22 protein-coding genes are annotated in these 21,835 nt (G+C 64.4%); 13 read left to right on the forward strand and 9 right to left on the reverse strand.

The window, feature by feature from the left end:
* Positions 1–1,290 (reverse strand): dihydroorotase, encoded by a 1,290-nt coding sequence (pyrC, locus tag OEZ71_RS17380; protein WP_263741317.1) that lies wholly within the window; start codon positions 1,288–1,290, stop codon positions 1–3.
* Complete coding sequence (locus OEZ71_RS17385; RefSeq protein ID WP_263741318.1) at positions 1,287–2,249, reverse strand: aspartate carbamoyltransferase catalytic subunit; 963 nt, start codon at positions 2,247–2,249, stop codon at positions 1,287–1,289. Before OEZ71_RS17385 ends, pyrC begins: the two co-directional genes overlap by 4 nt.
* A 127-nt stretch (positions 2,250–2,376) precedes the next feature.
* Between OEZ71_RS17385 and OEZ71_RS17390 the strand changes: the two genes are divergently transcribed.
* The 5 genes from OEZ71_RS17390 (at position 2,377) to OEZ71_RS17410 (ending at position 9,205) form a co-directional block, all read left to right on the forward strand.
* On the forward strand, positions 2,377–3,138 hold the full coding sequence (locus OEZ71_RS17390; RefSeq protein ID WP_263741319.1) for a uracil-DNA glycosylase: 762 nt from the start codon (positions 2,377–2,379) through the stop codon (positions 3,136–3,138).
* The gene (locus OEZ71_RS17395; protein WP_263741320.1) at positions 3,135–3,758 is read left to right on the forward strand and encodes a LysE family translocator; all 624 of its coding nucleotides are present in this window, start codon (positions 3,135–3,137) and stop codon (positions 3,756–3,758) included. The genes OEZ71_RS17390 and OEZ71_RS17395 overlap by 4 nt, the downstream gene beginning before the upstream one ends.
* Positions 3,755–4,297, forward strand: coding sequence for a molybdenum cofactor biosynthesis protein B (moaB, locus tag OEZ71_RS17400; RefSeq protein ID WP_263741321.1), 543 nt, complete (start codon positions 3,755–3,757; stop codon positions 4,295–4,297). Before OEZ71_RS17395 ends, moaB begins: the two co-directional genes overlap by 4 nt.
* Before the next feature lie 84 nt (positions 4,298–4,381).
* Positions 4,382–5,848 carry an efflux RND transporter periplasmic adaptor subunit gene (locus OEZ71_RS17405; protein ID WP_263741322.1) on the forward strand — a complete coding sequence of 489 codons (1,467 nt, stop codon included), beginning with the start codon at positions 4,382–4,384 and terminating at the stop codon, positions 5,846–5,848.
* A 3-nt stretch (positions 5,849–5,851) separates the two neighbouring features.
* Positions 5,852–9,205 (forward strand): efflux RND transporter permease subunit, encoded by a 3,354-nt coding sequence (locus OEZ71_RS17410; protein WP_263741323.1) that lies wholly within the window; start codon positions 5,852–5,854, stop codon positions 9,203–9,205.
* Here the strand turns inward: OEZ71_RS17410 and OEZ71_RS17415 are convergent.
* Positions 9,187–10,005 carry a protein-disulfide reductase DsbD domain-containing protein gene (locus tag OEZ71_RS17415; protein ID WP_263741324.1) on the reverse strand — a complete coding sequence of 273 codons (819 nt, stop codon included), beginning with the start codon at positions 10,003–10,005 and terminating at the stop codon, positions 9,187–9,189. The two genes, OEZ71_RS17410 and OEZ71_RS17415, sit on opposite strands and share 19 nt — an antisense overlap.
* Positions 10,006–10,131: 126 nt before the next feature.
* Between OEZ71_RS17415 and OEZ71_RS17420 the strand changes: the two genes are divergently transcribed.
* Complete coding sequence (locus tag OEZ71_RS17420; RefSeq protein WP_263741325.1) at positions 10,132–10,686, forward strand: YqgE/AlgH family protein; 555 nt, start codon at positions 10,132–10,134, stop codon at positions 10,684–10,686.
* 37 nt (positions 10,687–10,723) lie between these two features.
* Here the strand turns inward: OEZ71_RS17420 and OEZ71_RS17425 are convergent, their stop codons facing one another.
* From OEZ71_RS17425 to OEZ71_RS17435, 3 genes are all read right to left on the reverse strand, one after another.
* Positions 10,724–11,146, reverse strand: coding sequence for an ester cyclase (locus OEZ71_RS17425; protein ID WP_263741327.1), 423 nt, complete (start codon positions 11,144–11,146; stop codon positions 10,724–10,726).
* 152 nt (positions 11,147–11,298) lie between these two features.
* The gene (locus OEZ71_RS17430; RefSeq protein WP_263741328.1) at positions 11,299–12,576 is read right to left on the reverse strand and encodes an NAD(P)/FAD-dependent oxidoreductase; all 1,278 of its coding nucleotides are present in this window, start codon (positions 12,574–12,576) and stop codon (positions 11,299–11,301) included.
* Between the two features lie 70 nt (positions 12,577–12,646).
* Positions 12,647–13,591: an L-threonylcarbamoyladenylate synthase gene (locus OEZ71_RS17435; protein ID WP_263741329.1), complete on the reverse strand. Its 945-nt coding sequence runs from the start codon at positions 13,589–13,591 to the stop codon at positions 12,647–12,649.
* Positions 13,592–13,722: 131 nt separating this feature from the next.
* Between OEZ71_RS17435 and OEZ71_RS17440 the strand changes: the two genes are divergently transcribed.
* The 4 genes from OEZ71_RS17440 (at position 13,723) to OEZ71_RS17455 (ending at position 17,777) form a co-directional block, all read left to right on the forward strand.
* Positions 13,723–15,405, forward strand: coding sequence for an acyl-CoA dehydrogenase (locus OEZ71_RS17440; protein ID WP_263741330.1), 1,683 nt, complete (start codon positions 13,723–13,725; stop codon positions 15,403–15,405).
* Positions 15,405–16,454, forward strand: a complete 1,050-nt coding sequence (locus OEZ71_RS17445) for an MBL fold metallo-hydrolase (protein WP_263741331.1) — start codon at positions 15,405–15,407, stop codon at positions 16,452–16,454. Before OEZ71_RS17440 ends, OEZ71_RS17445 begins: the two co-directional genes overlap by 1 nt.
* Before the next feature lie 5 nt (positions 16,455–16,459).
* Positions 16,460–16,912, forward strand: coding sequence for a DUF6173 family protein (locus OEZ71_RS17450; RefSeq protein ID WP_263741441.1), 453 nt, complete (start codon positions 16,460–16,462; stop codon positions 16,910–16,912).
* A 115-nt stretch (positions 16,913–17,027) separates the two neighbouring features.
* A complete protein-coding gene (locus tag OEZ71_RS17455; protein ID WP_263741332.1) occupies positions 17,028–17,777 on the forward strand; it encodes an SDR family NAD(P)-dependent oxidoreductase in 750 nt (249 codons plus the stop codon).
* Between the two features lie 315 nt (positions 17,778–18,092).
* On the opposite strand, the gene OEZ71_RS17460 is transcribed toward OEZ71_RS17455, so the two are convergent.
* Positions 18,093–18,641, reverse strand: a complete 549-nt coding sequence (locus OEZ71_RS17460; protein WP_263741333.1) for a hypothetical protein — start codon at positions 18,639–18,641, stop codon at positions 18,093–18,095.
* A gap of 99 nt (positions 18,642–18,740) precedes the next feature.
* Here OEZ71_RS17460 and OEZ71_RS17465 point away from each other — a divergent pair, with 99 nt between their 5' ends.
* The 3 genes from OEZ71_RS17465 (at position 18,741) to OEZ71_RS17475 (ending at position 20,301) form a co-directional block, all read left to right on the forward strand.
* Positions 18,741–19,292, forward strand: a complete 552-nt coding sequence (locus OEZ71_RS17465) for a Crp/Fnr family transcriptional regulator (RefSeq protein ID WP_263741334.1) — start codon at positions 18,741–18,743, stop codon at positions 19,290–19,292.
* Positions 19,293–19,532: 240 nt separating this feature from the next.
* Complete coding sequence (locus tag OEZ71_RS17470; protein ID WP_263741335.1) at positions 19,533–19,667, forward strand: aa3-type cytochrome c oxidase subunit IV; 135 nt, start codon at positions 19,533–19,535, stop codon at positions 19,665–19,667.
* Between the two features lie 22 nt (positions 19,668–19,689).
* Positions 19,690–20,301 carry a hypothetical protein gene (locus OEZ71_RS17475; RefSeq protein ID WP_263741442.1) on the forward strand — a complete coding sequence of 204 codons (612 nt, stop codon included), beginning with the start codon at positions 19,690–19,692 and terminating at the stop codon, positions 20,299–20,301.
* A 15-nt stretch (positions 20,302–20,316) separates the two neighbouring features.
* On the opposite strand, the gene OEZ71_RS17480 is transcribed toward OEZ71_RS17475, so the two are convergent.
* Both OEZ71_RS17480 and greA read right to left on the reverse strand, forming a co-directional pair.
* Positions 20,317–21,339 (reverse strand): hypothetical protein, encoded by a 1,023-nt coding sequence (locus OEZ71_RS17480; protein WP_263741336.1) that lies wholly within the window; start codon positions 21,337–21,339, stop codon positions 20,317–20,319.
* Between the two features lie 22 nt (positions 21,340–21,361).
* A complete protein-coding gene (gene greA / locus OEZ71_RS17485) occupies positions 21,362–21,832 on the reverse strand; it encodes a transcription elongation factor GreA (RefSeq protein WP_263741337.1) in 471 nt (156 codons plus the stop codon).
* Positions 21,833–21,835: the final 3 nt, after the last annotated feature.

Below are 21,835 nucleotides of genomic sequence, written 5' to 3' on the forward strand. Positions count from 1 at the left end.
CTACTCCGCCCCGAAGACCTGAACGCCCGCGACCCAGGTCGCCAGCACCTTACCCTCCATCCGCTGTCCGTCAAATGGCGTGTTCTTGGACTTGGAGTTGAGGGTGAAACGGTCGAGCACGAAGGGCGCGTCGGGGTCGAAGAGCACGAGATCGGCAGGCGCGCCCTCGGCCAGCCGCCCCTGCGGCAGGCCGAGCCGCCTGGCGGGGTTGAGCGCCATGGCACGGAACAGCTGCGGCAGGGACAGCTGGTCCGCGTGGTAAAGCCGCATCGCGGCGGGCAGGAAGGTTTCCAGCGCGACCGCTCCGCTTGCCGCGTCCTCGAAGGGCAGGCGTTTGCTTTCCTCATCCTGCGGGGTGTGCATGGAGGAGATGATGTCGATCAGGCCCGAGGCGACGGCCTCCACCACCGCCAGCCGGTCGTCTTCCGACCGCAAGGGGGGTTTCACCTTGAAGAAGGTGCGGTAGTCGCCGACGTCGAATTCGTTCAAGGTCAGGTGGTGGATCGAGGTGCCTGCGGTCACGTCGAAGCCGTTGTTTTTGGCGCGTTCCAGGGGGGGCAGGGCGCGGGCGGTGGTGATCTGGTCGAAGTGGTATTTCACCCCGGTCATCTCGACCATCCCCATGTCGCGGTCGAACCCGATGCGTTCGGCCATGGGCGACACGCCGGGCAGACCGCGGAGCGAGGCGAACTTGCCGGATGTCGTCGCGGCCCCGGCGGAGAGGCCCGGTTCCTGCGGGTGGCCCATGACAAGCGCGTTCAGGGACTTCGCATAGGTCAGGGCGCGGCTGAGGACCTTGGTATTCGTAACCACATGATCGCAATCGGTAAACGCGATGGCACCCGCGTCGAGCAGGAAGCCGATTTCGGTCATCTCCCGCCCCTCACGGCCCTTCGTGAGCGCAGCCATGTGGCGGATGCGGACGGGGCAGGCCTCGGCCGCGCGGCGGGTGACGAATTCGAGTGTTTCGGGGGTGTCGATGGCGGGATGGGTGTCGGGCCGGGCGATGATCGTGGTCACGCCACCTGCGGCGGCGGCGAGGCCAGCGGAGCGGAAGCTTTCCTTATGCCGCTCGCCCGGTTCACCGATCTTGACGCCCAGATCGACGATCCCGGGGGCGAGGCATTTGCCGTCGGCATCGCGTCGGCGAAGTGTCGGACTTTTGTCGGGCAAACCGTCGGGCCTGTCGAAGATGCGCGCGATGACGCCGTCTTCGATCAGCACCGCGCCGAGCGTCTCGGTTCCGGCCTCGGGGTCGATCAGGCGGGCATTGGTGAGGAGAGTGCTCATACCATCACCCCAACCGCCTGCCGCCCACGTTCGGCCCTCAGGTTCCGGGCCAGCAGGTCCATGCAGGCCATGCGGACGGCGACGCCCATTTCGACCTGATCCTGAATGACCGAGCGATTGATGTCGTCGGCAAGTTCGCCGTCGATCTCCACCCCCCGGTTCATCGGCCCGGGATGCATGACAATGGCGTCCTCTTTGGCATGAGCCAGCTTTTCGGCATCAAGCCCGTAGCGGTGGTAATATTCCCGTTCGGACGGGATGAAGCCGCCGTCCATGCGTTCCTTCTGAAGGCGCAGCATCATCACCACGTCGGCGTCCTTCAGCCCCTCGCGCATGTCCTGATAGACCTCGCAGCCGAGGTCGGCGACGCCCGAGGGCATCAGTGTCGGCGGGCCAATGAGGCGGATGCGGTTTTCCATCTTGCCGAGAAGGATCAGGTTCGACCGCGCCACGCGGCTATGGGCGATGTCGCCGCAGATTGCCACGGTCAGCCGCTGGATGCGGCCCTTGGCGCGGCGGATGGTCAGCGCGTCGAGAAGCGCCTGAGTCGGGTGTTCGTGTCGCCCGTCGCCCGCGTTGAGGACGGCGCAATTGACCTTCTGGGCCAAGAGGTCGACCGCGCCCGAGGCCGGGTGGCGGACGACCAGCAGATCGGGATGCATCGCGTTCAGCGTCAGCGCGGTGTCGATCAGCGTCTCGCCCTTCTTCACCGACGAATGCTGCATCGCCATGTTCATCACATCGGCGCCGAGGCGTTTTCCCGCCAGTTCGAAGCTGGCCTGCGTCCGTGTCGAGGCCTCAAAGAACATGTTGATCTGGGTCATGCCTTCCAGCGCGTCGGAATGTTTCACCGTGCGCTGGTTCAGTTCGACATATTTCTCGGCAAGGTCGAGGACGGTGCGAATCTCCTCCGGGGCCAGGTGTTCGATCCCCAGAAGGTGACGCGCGCGGAATGTCATGGTCTCTCCGGTCCCGTTTCGGCTGCTTATGGCAAAAGGACGCGGATGGGGCAACGGGGAATGCGGGCGCTTGCGACGGAACCCATGGGGGCCTAGCTTGGCCGCCATGGAGTCGGTGGCCAGAGATATGGATTACCACGCCGCGCGGGCGGCGTTGGAATGGCAGATGGAGCTGGGGGCGGACGAGCCTATCGGCGATCTGCCCGTGAACCGCTATGAGGCGGTGGCCGAGGTGCCGAAACCCTCCGCTGCGCCCGCACCTGTGGCGGAAGTGGCAGAGGTCGACCCGGTCGAAGTCGCCCGGCAGGCGGCGGCCTCGGCAAGCGGTCTCGAAAGCCTCGCTGCGATCCAGTCGGCTTATGAGCATTGCGAGATCAGAAAGGGTGCACGGAATTTCGTCTTTGCCGATGGCAACCCGGAAGCGCGCGTGATGATCCTTGGCGAAGCGCCGGGGCGGGATGAGGACCTTGAGGGGCGGCCTTTTGTCGGCCGGGCCGGGCAGCTTCTGGACCGGATGTTCGCGGCGATCGGTCTGGCGCGGACGGCCCATCATGCCGGTGAGGCGCTTTACATCACCAATGTCATGCCCTGGCGTCCGCCGCAGAACCGCGACCCGGAGCCGGATGAAATCGCGATGATGCTGCCTTTCGTGACGCGGCATGTGGAATTCGTGAACCCCGATATCATCGTCCTGATGGGCAATACGCCCTGTGCCGCCGCGCTTGGAAAACGCGGCATCCTGCGGCTGAGAGGCCATTGGTCGGAGGCTTTCGGGCGGCCCGCCATGCCGATGACCCATCCGGCTTACCTCTTGCGCAATCCGGCGGCGAAGCGGGAGGCCTGGGCCGATCTTCTGGAGATCAAGGCGCGGCTGAAGGGTACGGCATGATCGTCGATCCCCTGACGCTTGCCGCCTTCATCCCGGCCGCTCTGGCGCTGAACCTGACGCCGGGGGCGGACATGATGTTCTGCTTTGCTCAAGGCCTGCGCGGGGGGCCTCGTGCGGCGGTGGCGGCGAGTGCGGGGATCACGGCGGGCTCGATGCTCAATGTCACGCTGGCGGGGATCGGGCTGGGGGCGCTTGTGGCCTCCATGCCGGGGCTTTTTCATGCGATCCGCTGGATTGGCGTGGCCTATCTGCTCTACCTTGCATGGCGGACCCTGAGGACACCCGTGATGCGGGCGGAAACCCCTTCGGTGCGCCCCTCGCGCGCCTTCCGGGACGGCTTTCTGGTCAATGTCTCAAACCCGAAGGTCATCCTCTTCATCCTCGCCTTCATTCCGCAATTCGTGGACCCTGCGCGGGGTGCGGTGCTTGCGCAGTTCCTGATCTTCGGCACGGTGATCGGGTTTGGCGGGCTGATCATCAACGGGGCGGTCGGATTGGGTGCGGGGGGCATGGGCCGGGTTCTGGCCCGCAATGCCGGGGTCGAGCGGGCTTTGCGCTGGGCCTCGGCCACGGTCTTTGGCCTTCTGGCCGCGAAACTTGCATGGGACAATCGCGCATGAGCCGTATCGACGAAACGAAGGACTTCATCCCGGTGCGCATCGCCGTCCTGACCGTGTCGGACACAAGGTCGATGGCGGAGGACCGGTCGGGCGACACGCTGGTCGCGCGGATCACGGATGTAGGCCATGTACTGGCCGCCCGCGATATCGTGCGGGACGAGCGGGCCGAGATCGCGGCGAAGCTGCGCGCGTGGTGCGCCGATCCCGGCATCGACGTGGTGATTTCGACGGGGGGAACGGGGCTGACGGGGCGCGATGTCACGGTCGAGGCGCATCGCGATGTTTATGAAAAGGAGATCGAGGCCTTCGCCACGGTTTTCACCATCGTCTCCATGCAGAAGATCGGCACCAGCGCGGTACAGTCCCGCGCGACGGGGGGCGTGGCGATGGGCACTTACCTGTTCGCGCTGCCCGGCAGTCCCGGCGCCTGCACGGATGCCTGGGACGAGATCCTGAAATGGCAGCTCGACTACCGCCACCGGCCCTGCAACTTCGTGGAGATCATGCCGCGCCTCGACGAGCATCTGCGCCGGAAGTAACGCCTTGGTGCGTTTTATCCTTTGCGCTTGGAGGTTTTGCCTTGCAGGGCTAGGATTTGCGGCGGGTCAATGCAACGGTAACGCATGCGATTTCTGACACGCAGCCTTCTGGGGCTGTTTCTATTGGCGGTGACGATCGCGCTTCTGGCGGTGGCCTGGGTCACGCTGAAATCTGCGATCGATATCCGCAATGCGGAGGGCGGGGCATCCCGTCCGGCTGAGGAACGTGTGTTCACTGCCCGCGTGATGACGCTGCAGCCGGTGCGGATCGCACCCGAGATGACGGCCTTTGGCGAGGTTCGCAGCCGCCGTCAGCTGGAACTGCGGGCGGCCGCCGCGGGGCGGATCGTCGAGCTTGCGCCTGAATTCGCCGACGGAACTGCGGTTGAGGCGGGCCAGCTTCTGATCCGGATCGATCCGGCCGATGCGCAGTCCGCGCTCGATCTGGCGCGGACCGACATGCGCGAGGCCGAGGCCGAGGCGCGCGATGCCGCCCGTGCGCTTGAACTCGCGCGAGACGATCTGGCGGCGGCCGAGGCGCAGGAGGCGCTGCGCGCGCAGGCACTGGAACGGCAGCGTGGGATTGCCGGGCGCGGGCTGGGTGTCGCTGCCGATCTGGAAGCCGCAGAACTCGCGATGTCAAATGCGGTTCAGGCGACGCTCTCGCGCCGTCAAGCGCTGGCCGAGGCCGAGGCGCGTGTGAACCGGGCGGCGACGGCGCGCGAACGCGTGACGCTCAACCTTGCCGATGCCGAGCGCCGGCTGGCCGAGACCGAGCTGAGGGCCGGGTTTTCCGGCGTCCTGTCGGGCGTCGCGGCCGTGGCAGGCGGGCTTGTCGCCATGAACGAGAAGCTGGGCGATCTGATCGACCCGGAAGCGCTGGAGGTGAGTTTCCGGCTGTCGAACGCGCAGTTTGCGCGGCTGATTGACGGCGATGGCGCGCTCTTGCCGCAGCCGGTCACGGCGGCGCTCGATGTGTTCGGCGACGAGCTCGTGGCCGAGGGCAATCTGGCGCGGGTCGATGCAGCCGTGGGCGAGGGGCTGAGCGGGCGGCTGATCTTTGCGAACCTCGGTCAGGCGCGCGGGTTCCGGCCGGGGGATTTCGTGACGCTCACGATCATCGAGCCTGCGCTTGATGGCGTGGCGCTTCTGCCGGCGCAGGCGGTGGGGGCCGATGGTACGCTTCTGGCACTTGGCCCCGATGAGCGGCTGGAGGCTGTGCCAGTGGCGGTCCTGCGCCGTCAGGGCGATGATGTCATTGTCCGGGTGGGCGCGCTGGCGGGGCGAGAGATTGTGGTCGAACGCACGACGCTTCTTGGCGCTGGCATCCGCGTCCGACCAATACGTGGCGATCAGGCGGCGATCAGGGGCGGCTCGGGCGAGGAAGATCTTGTGGACCTGACGCCGGAACGCCGCGCGGCGCTGATCGCCTTTGTCGAGGAAAGCGGTGCGATGGGCGATGACGCCAAGGCCAGCGTCATCGCTCGGCTGAGGGACGATCGGGTCCCGGCCGAGATGGTCGCGCGGATCGAAGCGCGGATGGGGGGCTGACCGATGGCGGTCAGACGCGACCGGATGTCGGCCGCCGGAGGGATACTCTCCTATTTCACGCGGCATGCGACGGCGGCCAATCTTGTCCTTGCGCTGTTCATCGTTGCGGGGCTTTCCGCCATTCCCCAGATGCGGGCGCAGTATTTTCCAGATGTCGTAACCCCGGAAATCTCGGTCGTCGTGCAATGGGAAGGCGCGGGGGCGGAGGATATCGACCGCGCTATCGTCGAACTGATGGAGCCGAGCCTGATCGGGATCGACGGGGTGGAGGCCACTCGCACGAATTCCCGGGACGGCAGGGCGGCCTTTACGCTGGAATTCGAGCCGGACTGGGATATGGGCCAGGCGCTGGACGAGGTGCAGGCCACTGTCGATGCGGTCCAGAACCTGCCTGCGGATTCGGAACGCCCTGAAGTCCGCCGGGTGATCTGGGGTGACCGTGTCACCGATCTGGTTATCACCGGTCCCGTGGCGCCCGCGCAACTGGCGGGGCTTGCCGACGAACTGCTGGCCCGGCTTTTTCGCGCAGGTGTGACCCGGGCGCGGATCGACGGGATCGCCGAGCCGGAAATCACCGTTGAAGTGTCGATGATCGATCTCATGCGGCACCGCGTCACGTTGGCGGAGATCGCCGCGCGGATCAGCGCAGAGGCGGCGACAGACCCGGCAGGCGAGGTGGGTGACGGATCGGCGCGGTTGCGGACGGGACGCGAAAAGCGTGATCCCGACGCGCTGGCCGGGATCGTTCTGAGGACCAATGCCGACGGGTCCTCGCTGACTTTGGGCGAGGTGGCCCGCCTCCGCGCGGTGGGCGGGCAGGAGGCACATGCCTATTACGTCGGACAGAACCCGGCGATGAGGCTGCGCGTCGACCGGTCGGCCGATGGCGATGCCATCGCGATTCAGCGACAGGTGGAGATTGTGGCCGACGAGATGCGCCCGACCCTGCCCGAAGGCGTGACCATCGACCTGATCCGCACGCGGTCCGAAGACATCCTGGCGCGGCTGAATATCCTTCTGGACAACGGGCTGATGGGGCTTGGTCTGGTCGTGACGCTTCTGTTTCTCTTTCTCAATGCACGCACGGCCTTTTGGGTGGCCACCGGTATTCCGGTGGCGATGCTGGGCGCCATCGCGTTGATGCATTTCGCCGGGCTGACGATCAACATGATCTCTCTTTTCGCGCTAATCCTGACCTTGGGGATCGTTGTCGATGACGCCATCGTGGTGGGCGAACACGCCGATTTCCGGTACAGGCAACTGGGCGAGCCGCCGGTGATCGCCGCCGAGAACGCGGTCCGGCGCATGGCGGCGCCGGTCTTTTCCTCGACCGTGACCACGATCATCGCCTTTCTAGGTCTCATGACGATCACCGGGCGGTTTGGCGACCTCATTCAGGACATTCCCCTTACAGTCAGCGTCGTCCTGCTGGCCTCGCTTCTGGAATGCTTCCTGATTCTGCCGAACCATATGGGCCATGCGCTTTCCAAGGCCGGGCGTGGGCGCTGGTATGATGCGCCGAGCCGGGTGATGAACCGGGGGCTCGGCTGGGTGCGCGACCGGCTGGTCCGGCCGCTGACGCATTGGGTGATCGTGGCCCGTTATCCGGTGTTGGCCGCCGCGCTGGCGCTTCTTGCCTATCAGAGTGGCTTGTTCCTGAAGGGCGAGGTCCAGTGGCGGTTCTTCAACTCGCCCGAACGCGCGACGGTCACCGGCAATTTCACGATGCTGGCGGGCGCACGGCGCGCCGACACCGTCGAGGTGATGCACCAGCTTCAGGCGGCGACCGAGGAAGTGGCCGCGAAATACCGCGCCGAATATGGTGTGGAACCGCTGTCATATGTCATCTCGGAGATCGGCGCGAATGGCTGGCCGGCGCTGGCCAGCGCCGAGGCGAAGGACCGCGATCTTTTGGGCTCCATCGCCATCGAACTGGTCGATCCCGACCTCCGGCCCTGGTCCGCTTTCGATTTCGTCGCCGATCTGCAGGAGGCAGCGCCGTCGCATCCCTTCCTTGAGGAGCTTTCGTTCCGGGGCTGGCGGCACGGCCCGGCGGGCGAGGCGCTGGATGTGCAGTTTTTCGGTGCTGAGGCCGCGACGCTGAAGGCCGCTGCCGAGGCGCTGAAGCGGGCGATGGCGCCCTTCCCCGAAGTGTCGGGACTGGACGACACGATGCCCTATGACAAGGACGAGCTGATCCTTGAACTGACGCCGCAGGGGCAGGCGCTGGGCTTCACCATCGAGGCCCTGGGGCAGGAATTGCGCGACCGGCTGACGGGGATCGAGGCCGCCACTTTCCCGACCGGGATGCGCACCACGAAGATCATGGTGGAACTGCCGAAGGACGAGCTGACCGCCGATTTCCTGGAGCGGATGCTGCTGCCTACTGCGGCGGGAAGTTATGTCGCGCTGTCGGATATCGTCACCGTGCAGCGCCAGGGCGGTTTTTCGACGATCGGGCGCGAGAACGGGCAGCGGGTGATTTCTGTCACGGGCGATATCGCCGAGGACGACCCAGACCGGGCCGCCGCCATCGTCGCGGCGCTGGACGGCGACATCCTGCCGCGCATCGCCGAGGAATTCGGCGTCGGCTACCATCTGGCGGGGCTTGCCGAACAGGAGGACACGTTCCTCAGCGATGCTCTGGTCGGGCTCGCGGCCGCGCTGGTCGGCATCTATGCGGTCCTTGCGTGGATATTCTCAAGCTGGACCCGGCCGATGGTGGTCATGTCGGTCATCCCCTTCGGGCTGATCGGCGCGATCCATGGCCATGCGGTCTGGGATATCCCGATGTCGATGTTCTCGGTCGTCGGGCTGATCGGCATGTCGGGCATCATCATCAACGACGCGATCGTGCTGATTACTACGGTGGACGATTATGCCGAAACCCGCGCACGCGAACCGGCGATCATTGATGCGGTGGCCGATCGTCTGCGACCGGTGATGCTGACCACTGCGACGACGGTTCTGGGGTTGGCGCCGCTTTTATACGAGACCTCGCGGCAGGCGCAGTTCCTGCGTCCGACCGTGGTGACGCTCTGCTATGGGCTTGGGTTCGGCATGGTGCTGGTGCTTCTGGTCGTCCCGGCCCTGCTTGCGGCGCAGCGCGATATCGGGCGGCTGACCGTATCCTTGCGCCGTGCGGTGCGCGGCAGGCCACTGAGGATGCTGGTGCTGGCCGATGCCGTGATGCTTGCGCTTGTCTTCGGGGTGATACTGTTGCCCGCCCTGATCGCAGGCGGGCCGCTCGCCCCGGCTTTGGGGCAATTCGTTCTGGGCGCCGCGCTGGTCACGTTGCTCTGCGGGATCGCCGGGGCGGTGATCCTCCGGCGGCGCGGTCAGCCTGTGCAGCCCTGAAGATCGACGACCCGTCCGGATCCACCGAAGATCGTGATGCGGATCGAGGACCGGTCGAGCGCGAAGGGCTGGGCGTTTGGCGGGACCATATCGGCGGTCGCCGTCAGGTCCCCGCCGCTGCGCCGCGTGTCGGCGGGTGAGATCCAGACGCTGGTATCCGCAAGTTCGACAACCGCGAATTCGTCGGGGCCGACTTGCGGGATCGTCATGTTCGCGGTCATCCGCAATCCGTCGCGGATCGGTTCGGCGGAACAGCGCGCGGCGGACAGCCCGGCCTTGGCGGCGTCTTCGGGACGCGCGGTCAAGGCTGCCTCGATCATCGGGTCAGGCTTTGCGGTGCTGTCAAGTTCGGCCGACACCGTGATCGACATCGGCACGCAGATCTCATCGCAGACCCCGAGGTCGATCGCCGCTGAAACCGATACCGGCTGCGTCGGGTCAACGGGGGTGAATTCGATCGGCAGCACCAATTCGTCGCGATAGCCGATCACGCGCACCCCGTTCACATCGTAGACCTGAGGTTTCGGCCAGTGGAAGCTGACGCCCGCCACGTTGCGTGAGCCGGTCCAGTTGAAGCTGGGCGGGATGCCACCTTCGCCCGGCGCGCGCCAATAGGTCTTCCATCCCGGGGCCAGCGTCAGCCGCAGGGCGGCCATCTGGTCACCATCGGACATGCGCCAGCCCTTGCGCAACTCGGCATTCAGGAGATTGTCGGGCATTGCCTGCGAAATCGCGGGGCCAGCCGCCAACAGGGCCATGCCACCTGCAAACGCGGCGCCTATGATCGATTTGATGTTCATGGCACGAACCTAAGCGGGTCGCCGCCGAATGGAAGTCACAAGAGCGCAACTCACGAAGAGTTTTACCACTCTGTGCCCTTGTATCCGCGCGGCCAAGGCGCGATCTTGGGGGAAGGAGGAACGGGCATGAACCTCTCGGGTAAACTTTTGATCGCGATGCCGGGCATGGGCGATCCGCGCTTTGAGCACTCAGTGGTCTTTCTCTGCGCCCATTCCGATGATGGCGCGATGGGGCTGATCGTCAACAAGCCCGCAAGTGACCTTTCGTTCGACGAATTGCAGGATCAACTTGGCATCGCGCGGACCGACCGGTCACAGGAGATTCGCGTGCATTTTGGCGGGCCGGTGGAACATTCCCGCGGCTTTGTCCTGCATTCGGCCGATTACGGCGGCGAGGGGGCCACGTTGAAGGTCGACGAGCGCTTCGGCATGACCGCGACGCTGGACATCCTTCAGGCGATTGCTGCGGGCGATGGGCCCGCGTCATCCATCCTCGCGCTTGGCTATGCGGGTTGGGGGCCGGGGCAGTTGGAAGACGAGATCCTGCGCAATGGCTGGCTGACCTGCGACGCCGCGCCCGATCTGGTCTTTTCCGACCGGAACGACAGCAAGTGGAGCGACGCGCTGAAAACACTCGGGGTCGATCCGATCAGCCTGTCGTCGACGGCGGGACGGGCGTGATCGCCGCAGGTGCGCGCGACGACGGAGCCGACAATGCTCAGCCAAAAACCTCGATAGCCGCTTTGCCCAACTGGCTTTTGACGTGATCGACATCGCCGAGGACCCAGATTGCGGTGATCTGATCTCCGTCGGTTTCAAAAAAGGCGGCGGCGGACCATACAATCAATGCCTTGGTTGGGCGCACCCCGAACACATCCGCAATGTGCGTTCCGCGAAACGTCATTCGCGCAGCGACGTTCTGGCCTGACACAAGCAAGTTTTCGATAGTGCTTTCAAAACCGGAGAACGCCCCGTGGACGGCCCGAAGGTAGTCGATGAAACCGTCCGGCCCCACTTTCTCGGGGCCGAGGGAGCCACGGAACCGTAACTGCGGAGACAAGATCTCGCGTGCGACGGCTTCGTCGGCGTGATCCCAGACCTCGCGATAAAACCTGTGCACAAGTGCTTCCGGTGTCGGCATTGCTGTGCTCCCCCCGTTCCTACCGTTGCATGCTAGCAAAAGGCGCGCCCCTTCGCTATGCGCGCCGAAGCGGACCTCGCCGCATGGCCGGGGTTTGTCGGCCCGGCAGGCTGGGCCGTAGATGTCGATTCAGGACGAAATGGCCGTTCAGATCAGGGGCGTGGGAACAGCGCGTGGGTCGCTGTCGCACCAAACTCGTACCATGCGGCTTTTGCGCCGGTGAGATTTTCGTCATGGCCAGACAGGACCGGCAACGGCAGAACGCTGTCATCGCCGTCCAGCAGGGCCCGGGCGGCTGCCTTGCCGAACACCGTGCCGGGGCAGATGCCGCGCCCGGAATAGCCGAAGACGGCCAGCGCCGAAGGGCCGGGTGCCACGATTTTCGGCACATGGTCCGAGGTCATGGCGATGCGGCCGCTCCAGTGGTGTTCGAACGGCAATTTGGCGAGGTCGGGATAGATCTGGCGCAGTTTGCGCCTTGCCCATCCGGCATGGATAAGTGCGCCCATGCCCTCGGCATCGCCGATCCCGCCGACAATGAGCCGCCCGGCGCGGTCGGTGCGGAAGGAGGACATGATCAGCGCGGTGTCCCAGCAGCCTTCGCCATTCGGCAGCACCTTTGCGCGCAAGCTGTCGGGCATCGGCGCGGTTGCGAACTGGCTGTAGTGGACGGGAATGAATTTCTGCGCGAAGGGTGCGCCGAAATGGGCCTGATAGGCGTTCGTCGCGATCAGGAGCGCCCTTGCCCGCACCCTGTGCGCCCCCGACGTGATGCGCCAGTCCTTGCCGTCATGCGCAATCGCCGTGACCGGGCTGTTTTCATGCAGATGCGCGCCGACCGATTGCGCGGCGCGCGCCAGTCCCCGGCAATAGGCCAGAGGCTGGATCGTGCCCGCGCCGGGGTCGAGAAGCGCGCCCGCGAACCTGTCCGTTCCGGTGCGGTTTGCGGTTTCCGCTGCGTCGATAAGTTCGTAGCTGCGCCCGGCCAGCGCACCCTGTTCGAATCGCGCCCTGAGGTTCGTCAGTCCGGCGGCGGAATGGGCCAGGTGCATGGTGCCCTGCCGGACCGGTTCGCAGTCGATCCCCTCGCGCTCGATCAGGCCGAAGACGATGTCCGGGCCGTTCGACAGCGCCTTGATCAGGCGTTTTCCGTCGGTTTCGCCGAGGATGCCGAGTACGTCTTTCGGCGGCAGCCAGAGCCCGGCATTGACCAGGCCGACATTGCGGCCAGACCCGCCATGGCCGAAGGTTCCGGCCTCCAGAAGCGCGACGCTGGCTCCGCTTCGTGCAGCTTCAAGTGCCGCCGATGCGCCGGTGAACCCGCCGCCGACGATGACGAGATCGACGGTGATATCGGATGATAGCGGCGGGGCGTCAAACGCCTCGGCCGAGGTGGTGCGCCAGAGATTGGAGGAGCCGGATGTCGGCATGGAATGTTCCGATTGCGCTGGTTGCGGTGGCCCTATCCCTGTCCGAAGATCGAGGGCCGCGCAAGGGCTGTCAGCCGCGCGGGGCGGCGGCGCGTCTGAGGCGGTCATTGATCGCGCGGCCGAGCCCCTTTTCCAAAATTGGCGACACGGCGATGGGGCCCGTCGCACTTGCATCGGCCTGGCGCAGGAAGTGAAAGAGATTGGCTGCCGCCTCGACCAGATCGCCGGTTTCCGAGAGGTTGAGATCGGCCCCGGCCGCCTCTGGCCCGAAACCCAGCCAGAACTCGCCCGGCTCGGGCTTGTCGGCGTTCAGCCGCACGGGCGCGGCGGGGGCGTAGTGCGAGAGGAGTTGGCCCGGAGCCGTGGGCTTGGCGCTGTCGCCGCCGCTGGGCAAGGGGCGTCCGAGGCAGGCCTCCAGAGCCTCGGCCGGAATGCCGCCGGGACGCAGGATTGCGGGTTCGCCCACCAGCCCGAGAATCGTCGATTCGAGGCCCACCGCGCAGGCGCCGCCATCGACCACGGCGGCGATCTTGCCGTCAAGTCCGGACAGGACGTGATCGGCGCGGGTCGGGCTGATCTTGCCCGACGGGTTCGCCGAGGGCGCGGCGACGGGGCCGCCGAAGGCTCTGAGCAGCCGCTGCGCGACGGGATGTTCCGGCACCCGGATTGCGACCGAGGGAAGGTCTGCGGTGACAAGAGGAGAAAGCCGGGCAGAGGGGCGGAGCGGCACGACCAGCGTCAGCGGCCCCGGCCAGAAGGCGGAGGCGACGCGTTCGGCGAGATCATCGAAAACACCCACGCTGCGCGCGGCCTCAAGATCGGGCAGATGCACGATCAGCGGATTGAAACGGGGCCTTCCCTTGGCCTCGAAGATCCGCGCGACCGCCATATCGGACCGTGCATCGCCGCCGAGCCCGTAGACCGTTTCGGTCGGAAAGGCGACAAGCTCTCCCTCGGCCAGAAGGGCCGCGGCGCGGGCGAGGCCGGCATCGGTCGGGGCGAGGGTTTCGGTCACTCTGTCTCCGGTCTTCCTGCGTGACGCAGCGTTTGGGTTGCGGTATCTGACGCAGCGGCAATTATGCATCTGACGAAATTGACATACGCGCCGGGGTGCTGCTTGCCAAGGTGCGCACGAAGGAGACCTTCATGCCCTATCGCGCACCTTCGGGCGATATCCAGTTTATCCTCGATCATGTCGTCCCGCTGGCGCCCGTTTCCGGGACGGCGCGCTTTTCCGAGGCGACGCCTGATTTGGCTGAGGCGATCCTGACCCAAGCGGCCAAGCTCTGCGATACGGTTCTGGCGCCGGTCCAGCGGAATGGCGACCTGACACCGGCGCGATTGGTAGACGGGGTGGTCCGCACCTCGCCCGGCTATCCCGAGGCGTTCGACGCGATTCGCGAGGGCGGCTGGGTGTCGGTCTGCGCCCCTGCGGAGCATGGCGGTATGGGCCTGCCGCAATGCCTGAACATGGCGATCCATGACATGATGTCGGGGGCTTGCTTGTCCTTGCAGCTGTCGCCCCTGATGACGCAGGGCCAGATTGAGGCTCTGGACCATCATGCCGCGGACGAGCTGAAGGCGCTTTACCTGCCGAAACTGATCTCCGGTGAATGGGCGGGCACGATGAACCTGACCGAAGCGCAGGCCGGGAGCGATGTCGGTGCGCTGAGGACGAAGGCGGAGCCGAAGGGCGACGGCACCTATGCGATCACCGGGCAGAAGATCTTTATCTCCTGGGGTGACAGTGATCTGACCAGCAATATTTGTCATCTGGTTCTGGCCCGCCTGCCGGGCGCGGCGGCGGGGACGAAGGGGATCAGCCTGTTCATGGTGCCTAAGTTCATTCCCGATGCGGATGGCAATCCCGGGGAGGCGAATGCGGTCAAGGTGGTCAGCCTTGAGCACAAGATGGGTCTGCATGGCTCGCCCACTTGCGTGATGGCCTATAAGGGCGCGACGGGCTGGATGGTCGGCGAAGAGGGGCGCGGCATGGCCGCGATGTTCACGATGATGAACAATGCGCGCCTAGGCGTCGCCATGCAGGGGATCGGCGTGGCCGAGGCTGCCTGCCAGGCCGCCACCGAATATGCCGCCGAGCGCCAGCAATTCGGCGCGATCATCGGCCATGCCGATGTGCGCCGGATGCTGGCGGGGATGCGGGCCGATGTGTTCGCCGCCCGCGCCATCGCGCTTTCCTGCGCGCAGGCGATCGATATGGGGTCGGCCACCGAAGACGCCGATTGGGTGGCGCGGGCGGCCTTCCTGACGCCGATCGCCAAGGCTTTCGGCACCGAGACCGGTATGCGTGTCAGCGAAACCGCGATGCAGGTCCATGGCGGCATGGGCTTTATCGAGGAGACCGGCGTCGCGCAGTTCTACCGCGATGTGCGGGTGACGGCGATCTATGAGGGCACGAACGGTATTCAGGCGATGGACCTTGTCGGCCGCAAGCTGTCGGATGGCGGTGAGGCGGCCTACCGGATCCTGGAAGAGATCGAGGCCGGAGCCGAGGCGGCGCGGGCTGCGCTGCCTGAATTGGCCGAAGAGGTCTGGGCGGCGGCCGAGACCCTGCGCGAGGCGACCGAATGGATGGTCGGACAAGCCCCGACGGATCGGCAGGCCGGGGCGACCGCCTATCTGCGCGCTTTCGCCCGCGTGCTCGGTGCGCATTTCCACCTGCGGGCCGCCACGGCCGACGAGGGTCGGCAGGCGCTTGCGGCCTTCTATATCCGCCGCACTCTGCCGCAACATGCCGCCGATCTGGCCGAGGCGCGGGACGGGGCGGACACGGTCTTTGCCCTTTCGCCCGAGGCCCTGGGCCTCTGATGGACGGACCGGCCACTGCTGACGAGGGAATACGCTATCCCTATCCCACGCCGCCCGAACCCGGCGCGTCGGTGGAGGTGGCCGAGGGGGTCCTGTGGCTGCGCCTGCCGCTGCCGATGGCGCTGGACCATGTGAATGTCTATGCGCTGGACGAGGGCGACGGCTGGACGCTGGTTGATACCGGGCTGAACACGCGCCGTACCCGCGCGGCGATGGAGGCGGCCTTGGCTGGGCCGCTGAAGGGAAAACCCGTCACCCGCGTGGTCGTGACCCATTACCACCCCGACCATATCGGCCTTGCGGGCTGGTTTCAGGCGCAGGGAGCGGAGCTGCTGACCACGCGCACCTCGTGGCTATTCGCGCGGATGCTGACGCTGGACGAACAGGAACGCCCGGCGGAGGAAACGCTGGCGTTTTGGCGGGCGGCGGGAATGGATGCGGCGCTTTATGCCAAACGCGCCGCTGAGCGGCCCTTTAACTTTGCCGATACCGTGGCACCGCTGCCCTTGGGCTATACCCGCATCCGACACGGCCAAAGCCTGCGTCTTGGCGGGCGCGACTGGATGGTGCGCGTGGGGCACGGCCATGCGCCCGAACATGCGACGCTTTGGGAAGAGGGCGGCGACCTCATTCTTGGCGGCGATCAGCTTCTGCCCTCGATCTCGGCCAATCTCGGCGTCTATGCGACGGAACCGATGGCCGATCCGGTCGCCGACTGGATGGCGAGCTGCAAGGCCTTCCGGCCCCATGCACGGGCGGGGCAGCTGGTTCTGCCCGGCCACAAGCTGCCCTTTACCGGTCTGCCCTTGCGCCTGCGGCAGATGATCGAGAACCATACCGGCGCGCTCGCGCGTCTGGAGGAGCATCTGGCCGAGCCCCGGACGGCGGCCCAATGCTTCCCGCCGCTCTTCAAAAGACCGATAGGCGAGGGCGAGTATGGCCTCGCGCTGGTTGAAGCCGTTGCGCATTTGAACCATCTTCTGATTGCGGGCCGTCTGGTGCGCGAGAAACGCGAAGATGGAGCCTGGCTGTGGCGAATGAAGACGTAACCGACATGATCCAGACCTCGGCCGAGGTGCATGAGGCGTCGGCCCTGCCCTGCGCGCGGGTGGTTCATACCGGGCCGAATGCCCCCCGCACCGCAGAGATGGAGCCGCTGCCCGAAGGCGTCGCCGCCGAGCCGATCGAGTCGAAAAGCCCGGCGCAATGGGCCTATGAGCGGCTGATCCTTTATATCCAGAACTTCGAAAGCCAGCTTGACGACGAACACGAGGTGGCGATGGGCTTTACCGGCGGCGATGCCGGGGTGCTGAGGATCGAGGGGATCGGCTATTTCGACCCTGATATCGTGACCTTCTATGGCAGCGACGAGGACGGGTCACGCAACCAGCTGATCCAGCATGTGACCCAGTTGTCGGTGATGCTGCGCGCCCTGCCCAAAGCGCCCGAGGTCGAGGAGCCGCGCCGGATCGGCTTCCGTCTGGCCGCCGATCTGGAGAAGAAGTGACCGGTACGGGCTGAGTGATTGCCCGATCCCCATTCCGTCACCAAGCAACGAAGACCTGAACTTTTATCTGTAGCGGCCACAGTTGGCGTTCGGAGCAACCAACGGGAGGTTTTCAATGGCGCGTTTCTCGAATGCATCCGTTCTGATTACAGGCGCAGCCGGTGGTCTTGGCCAGCAGTTGGCTCTGGATTTCGCACAAGAGGGTGCGAAAGTTGCTATCAACTATTTCTCGTCTAAGGATAACGCCGAGGAAACCGCCGCCCGTATCGCAGTTGGGGGAGGCGACGCGATGACCTGCCGGGCGGATATCTCAAAATCCGAGGAAGTCGAGGGCATGGTCGAACGCGTGATCGAACAGTTTGGCGGCATTGATATTCTTATTAACAATGCCGGCTTGAGCCGCGACGCCGCGTTTCTCGACATGTCGGAAGACGATTGGGATCGAGTGGTCGATATAAACCTGAAAGGTCCGTTTCTGGTGTCCCAAGCGGTTGGACGGCACATGGTTTCCGCTGGAAAGGGCAGCATCGTAAATATCTCGGCTACAACGGCTGTCGTTGCCCGGGCGGGAAATGCCAACTACGCGGCCTCCAAAGCAGGCCTGAACATGCTTACACAAGTGATGGCGCTGGAGCTTGGCCCGCATGTCAATGTCAACGCAGTCGCGCTGGGTTTCGTGGACAGCGAATTGGTGCGTAAGTTGTTCTCGCCCGACGAAATCGCCAAGGCCGAGGACAGCGTGCCATTAAAGCGACTGACGACCTACAAGGAGACGTCAGAGTTTGTGATGATGCTGGCGTCAGAAACCGCTGGTTTCGTTACTGGGCACACGATCCCGTTCGATGGCGGCAGGGTCATGCGCTAAACGTTTGATCGCGTCGCGATGGCCGACTGACAAGTGGACTTCAAATCGCACCGTTTTGAAGGGCGAAATCATGGCAGAGGCGCGGACAATGAGACCGGTTCAAGGGGCCTATGGGCGGCCGATACAGCATGTGACCTAGTTGTCGGTGATGCCGCGACCTGACCATGGCACCAGAGGTGGAGGAGCCGCGCCGGATCGTCTTCCGTTTGGCCGCCGATCTGAAGAAGAAGTGACCGGTGCGGCCGAAGTGAACGAGTTGTGGAAGACCGGGGAGCGTGTTGGTCCGCTTTGCGGGACGGAGCGGCAGTTGTCCACCTATGGACGAACGTCCGCTTCAGAGAGACGTGTCCAGTTAAACCCCACCAGAAGCGTCAGCAGCACAGCGAGGGTTGTTAAAGCGGACTTAAAAATTGTTGCTGAGCTAGTGGCATAAACCAGTGGAACGGAAATCTCTGGCCAACTCCAAATCATTGCCGCGATGCCGAGGTTTTCGACATAGTCGAACAGAGCGCTACCCACCGAAAGGGCAATGCCAAATCGGACAAGTTTTCTGTTTGTCATGCGTTGCCCAAACCAGCAGATCGTGGCGATCAAAGTCAACATGAGCATGGCTGGATAAAGTGTATCCACGGCGATCTGGTGACTGAGATAATACGCCCGCCCTTCCACTCCTAACGCTTCAAGAAGCGTCGCCGCCTCAGTGGAGCCATAGCCGAATGGACGCGTGTCGAAGGGGACGTGCCCTGAGACCGCTTCGATATGGGCGAGCGTGACGTTGATCATCAGCAAATAGATTGATGCACCAATCAGTCCTGAACCAACTGCAATTACTCCAATATGCTTTGACAGAATTTTGTTCGTCATTTTGTAAACTCCTTGTTCTGTGCCACACATGCACTCAAGCGAAGTCACCCGCATTATCATTTGATAAGGCACGCCAAGATGGATTTACGGACGTTTCTGATGCAGTCACCCGACCTGTCAGATATGGCTTGCGCGGACGATTTTGCATCTGATTGGAAACGAAAGCGTTTGAACAAGGGGGGGTACCTTACTCGGCAGGAACAACCCGAAACAGATGAATTTGTTCTTTTGGAAGGGTGCTTGGTGAGCAGTATTTGTGACCAAGACGGCAAAGAAGTTAGTGTCGGGTTTTATGTGGGTCCCTGCGTTATCACGCCAAATATCGCTCGAACGCGTAACGGTGTGTCGCTTGTGTCCATTGCGGCAACGACTGATGCCCTGCTTGCAAGGATCGACAGCGATCTGCTTTCAAATCGGATGATTTCATCTGAACCCGTCCGAAATTGGGCCAATGGTGTTCTACGGGACGCGCTAAGTCGGAAGGTAGATCGAGAGTGGTGCCTCGCCGCTCTTAAGGGGGCTGAGCGGCTCACTTGGTTTCGCCAAGCATTCCCCGGCTATGAAGACATCTTTCCCCATATGTTGATTGCATCCTTTTTAGGGATCACACCTGTCACAATGAGCCGTTTACGCACCGGCGACAAACACTGACAGGAATCGGCCATTCGTGCGTCTTGCAGCATCGGCCAAAGAGGGCTCAAAGCGAACTGAGGTGATTGGCTGCAGAGCCCTGGATGTCTGATGGATTTGGCGGCACGATGACGATCTTCTCAGCCCCGCCGCAGGAGCCGGTGGTGAAATACCTCAACCCGGACCGAAGGCGCCGCAGGGTCGTGACAGGCGGCGCTGAATCGGTTATTCGGACCCAAACGCCAGATCAGGAGCGCAAAGATGGCCGAACACAAGCATGGCAGCATGGACATCAAGGTTCAGGAAAAGACCTTCGAGGGGTTCGTCCGTTTCGCGACCTGGGGCGCGGCCATTTCCATTGGCGTCCTGATCTTCCTCGCGCTTGCAAACGCCTGATCAGCCGGGCCGGCTCGTGTCTCTGCGTAAGCTCGCACTCTGTCTCATCCTGCCGCTGACGCTTGCAGCCTGCGGCGCCGAGCCTGTCTGGGCGCCGGATGAGGCGGTGCAGCGGGCCCGTTTCGTCTGGGAAGAGCCGACCTCAATCACGCTCTATACCGTCGTTCGCAAGAAGGGCGGCGAGGGCGCGCATTCCGGCCTTCTGATCAATGCCAGCCAGCGGGTGATCTTTGACCCGGCTGGCACCTGGCACCATCCCTGGGCACCGGAACGGAACGATCTGCATTACGGCATGACCGAGAAGATGCGGAAGTTCTACATCGACTACCATGCCCGCGAGACCTATGACGTGATCGAGCAGAAGATCTATGTCAGCCCGGAAGTGGCCGAGGCGGCGCTGCGGCGTGCCGAGAGCTATGGTGCGGTCAACAAGGCGTTCTGCGGCAATTCGGTCAGCGATATCGTGCGTGGCCTGCCGGGTTTCGAAGGCGTGCCGCGCACGTTCTTCCCCAACCGGATCCGCCGGGCGTTTTCCGAAATTCCGGGCGTGACCGAGAAGCTGCATGAAGACGGTGACCCGGACAACAATTCCGGTGTGCTTCTGGTTCAGAAGGGCCAGTTGCCCGAAACCTGACCGGACGCCCCCGTTTCAGTCGAAAATGCCAGCGACCCGGCCGAGCAGCATGAAGGCGCGCGCGGTGCGGGTTTCGGCAAGCGCTGCAATCTCCTGATCGGTGGCGGTTTTCTCGAACCCGGCGAAGGTTTTGTCGAACTGGCGCAGGAAGTGATGCGCCGCGTCGCGGAAGATCGTGTCCTGACGCATCCGCCCGGCGGTCAGGGCGAGGCTCGACCGGTCGCGCACACCACCCAGCGCCGCGATGGGGCGGCCGCGTTCGCCTTGCGCGAAACGGCGCCACAGTTCGGGGCGGGCGCGGTCAGGCTTCAGGTCGTCCATGTAGATCCCGTCCTGGCTGAGCAGTGTCAGCGTGTCCTGTGCCGCGCGGATCAGTTTGGCCATGGCATGGTCTTCCAGCGCGGCGCGGAGGGCGCGAAAGCCGTCCTTGTCGGTCGGGCTGTCGGGAAAGTTCAATGCCTTGATGAAATCGGCGGATGGGACCGGCGAGGCGGTCAACCCGGCCTCGGGGCCGAAAGCGAGCGTCGGCTGTTCCTCCTCAGGGGCGGTTTGCGCGACAGCGGGAACGAGCTTGGCCGGTTTTTGCCCGCCATCGCGGCTTGAGGTGAAGGTCGCAACCGCAGTTTCGGTCTGACGGGTCGCCATGGCAATCTCGTCAAGCCGCTTTTCCATCGAGGGCCGCGCGACGCTGGCCTGCGCCTGGTTGATATAGGCGTGACGCATGGCGTCGATTGCGGCCTGCAGCCGTCGCGATTCCGAACGCATCTGGCGCGCGGTCCTGAGCGTGATTGCCGCGACCCAGATCAGTGCGACCGGCAGGGCGATGGCAACCATAACCATGATCGAGCCGAGTGGCCCACCGGCGCCGGTGCCGCGCCCGACGAAGAACCAGAACCCGCCCGCCATGACGAGCCACAGAAAGCTGAGAAGTGCTGCGATGATGTCGCCTGACGTTATCCCGTCTTCGGCATCAGGGCGCACGAACAGGCCAACGCCCATTGCGCCGCCGCCCGTAACGGGCTGTTTTTCTTCCGTCATGCTGCTGTCCTCCGCGCCGGGTTCAGACGTATCGGATGGTCAGGACTTCATAGCTCTTGTCGCCGCCGGGGGTTCGCACCTCGACGCTGTCGCCCTCATCCTTGCCGATAAGCGCGCGGGCGAGCGGCGACTTGATGTTGAGAAGGCCGCGTTCGATATCGGCCTCGGCCTCACCGACGATCTGATAGGTCTTTTCTTCGTCGCTATCCTCGTCGACAAGCGTCACGGTCGCGCCGAACTTGATCGCACCGGAAAGCTTGGCGGTGTCGATCACATCGGCCCGCGACAGCATCGCCTCGATCTCCTTGATGCGGCCTTCGACAAAACTCTGTTTTTCGCGGGCGGCGTGGTATTCGGCGTTTTCCGACAGATCGCCGTGTTCGCGCGCCTCAGCAATGGCCTTGATCACGGCGGGGCGTTCCACCGTTTTGAGGGTCTTCAGTTCCTGATCGAGCGCGGTGTGCCCCGCGCGGGTCATCGGTATCTTTTCCATTTG

Source organism: Albidovulum litorale, from assembly GCF_025751495.1.
In the GTDB taxonomy this organism is placed as follows: Bacteria; Pseudomonadota; Alphaproteobacteria; order Rhodobacterales; family Rhodobacteraceae; genus Albidovulum; species Albidovulum litorale.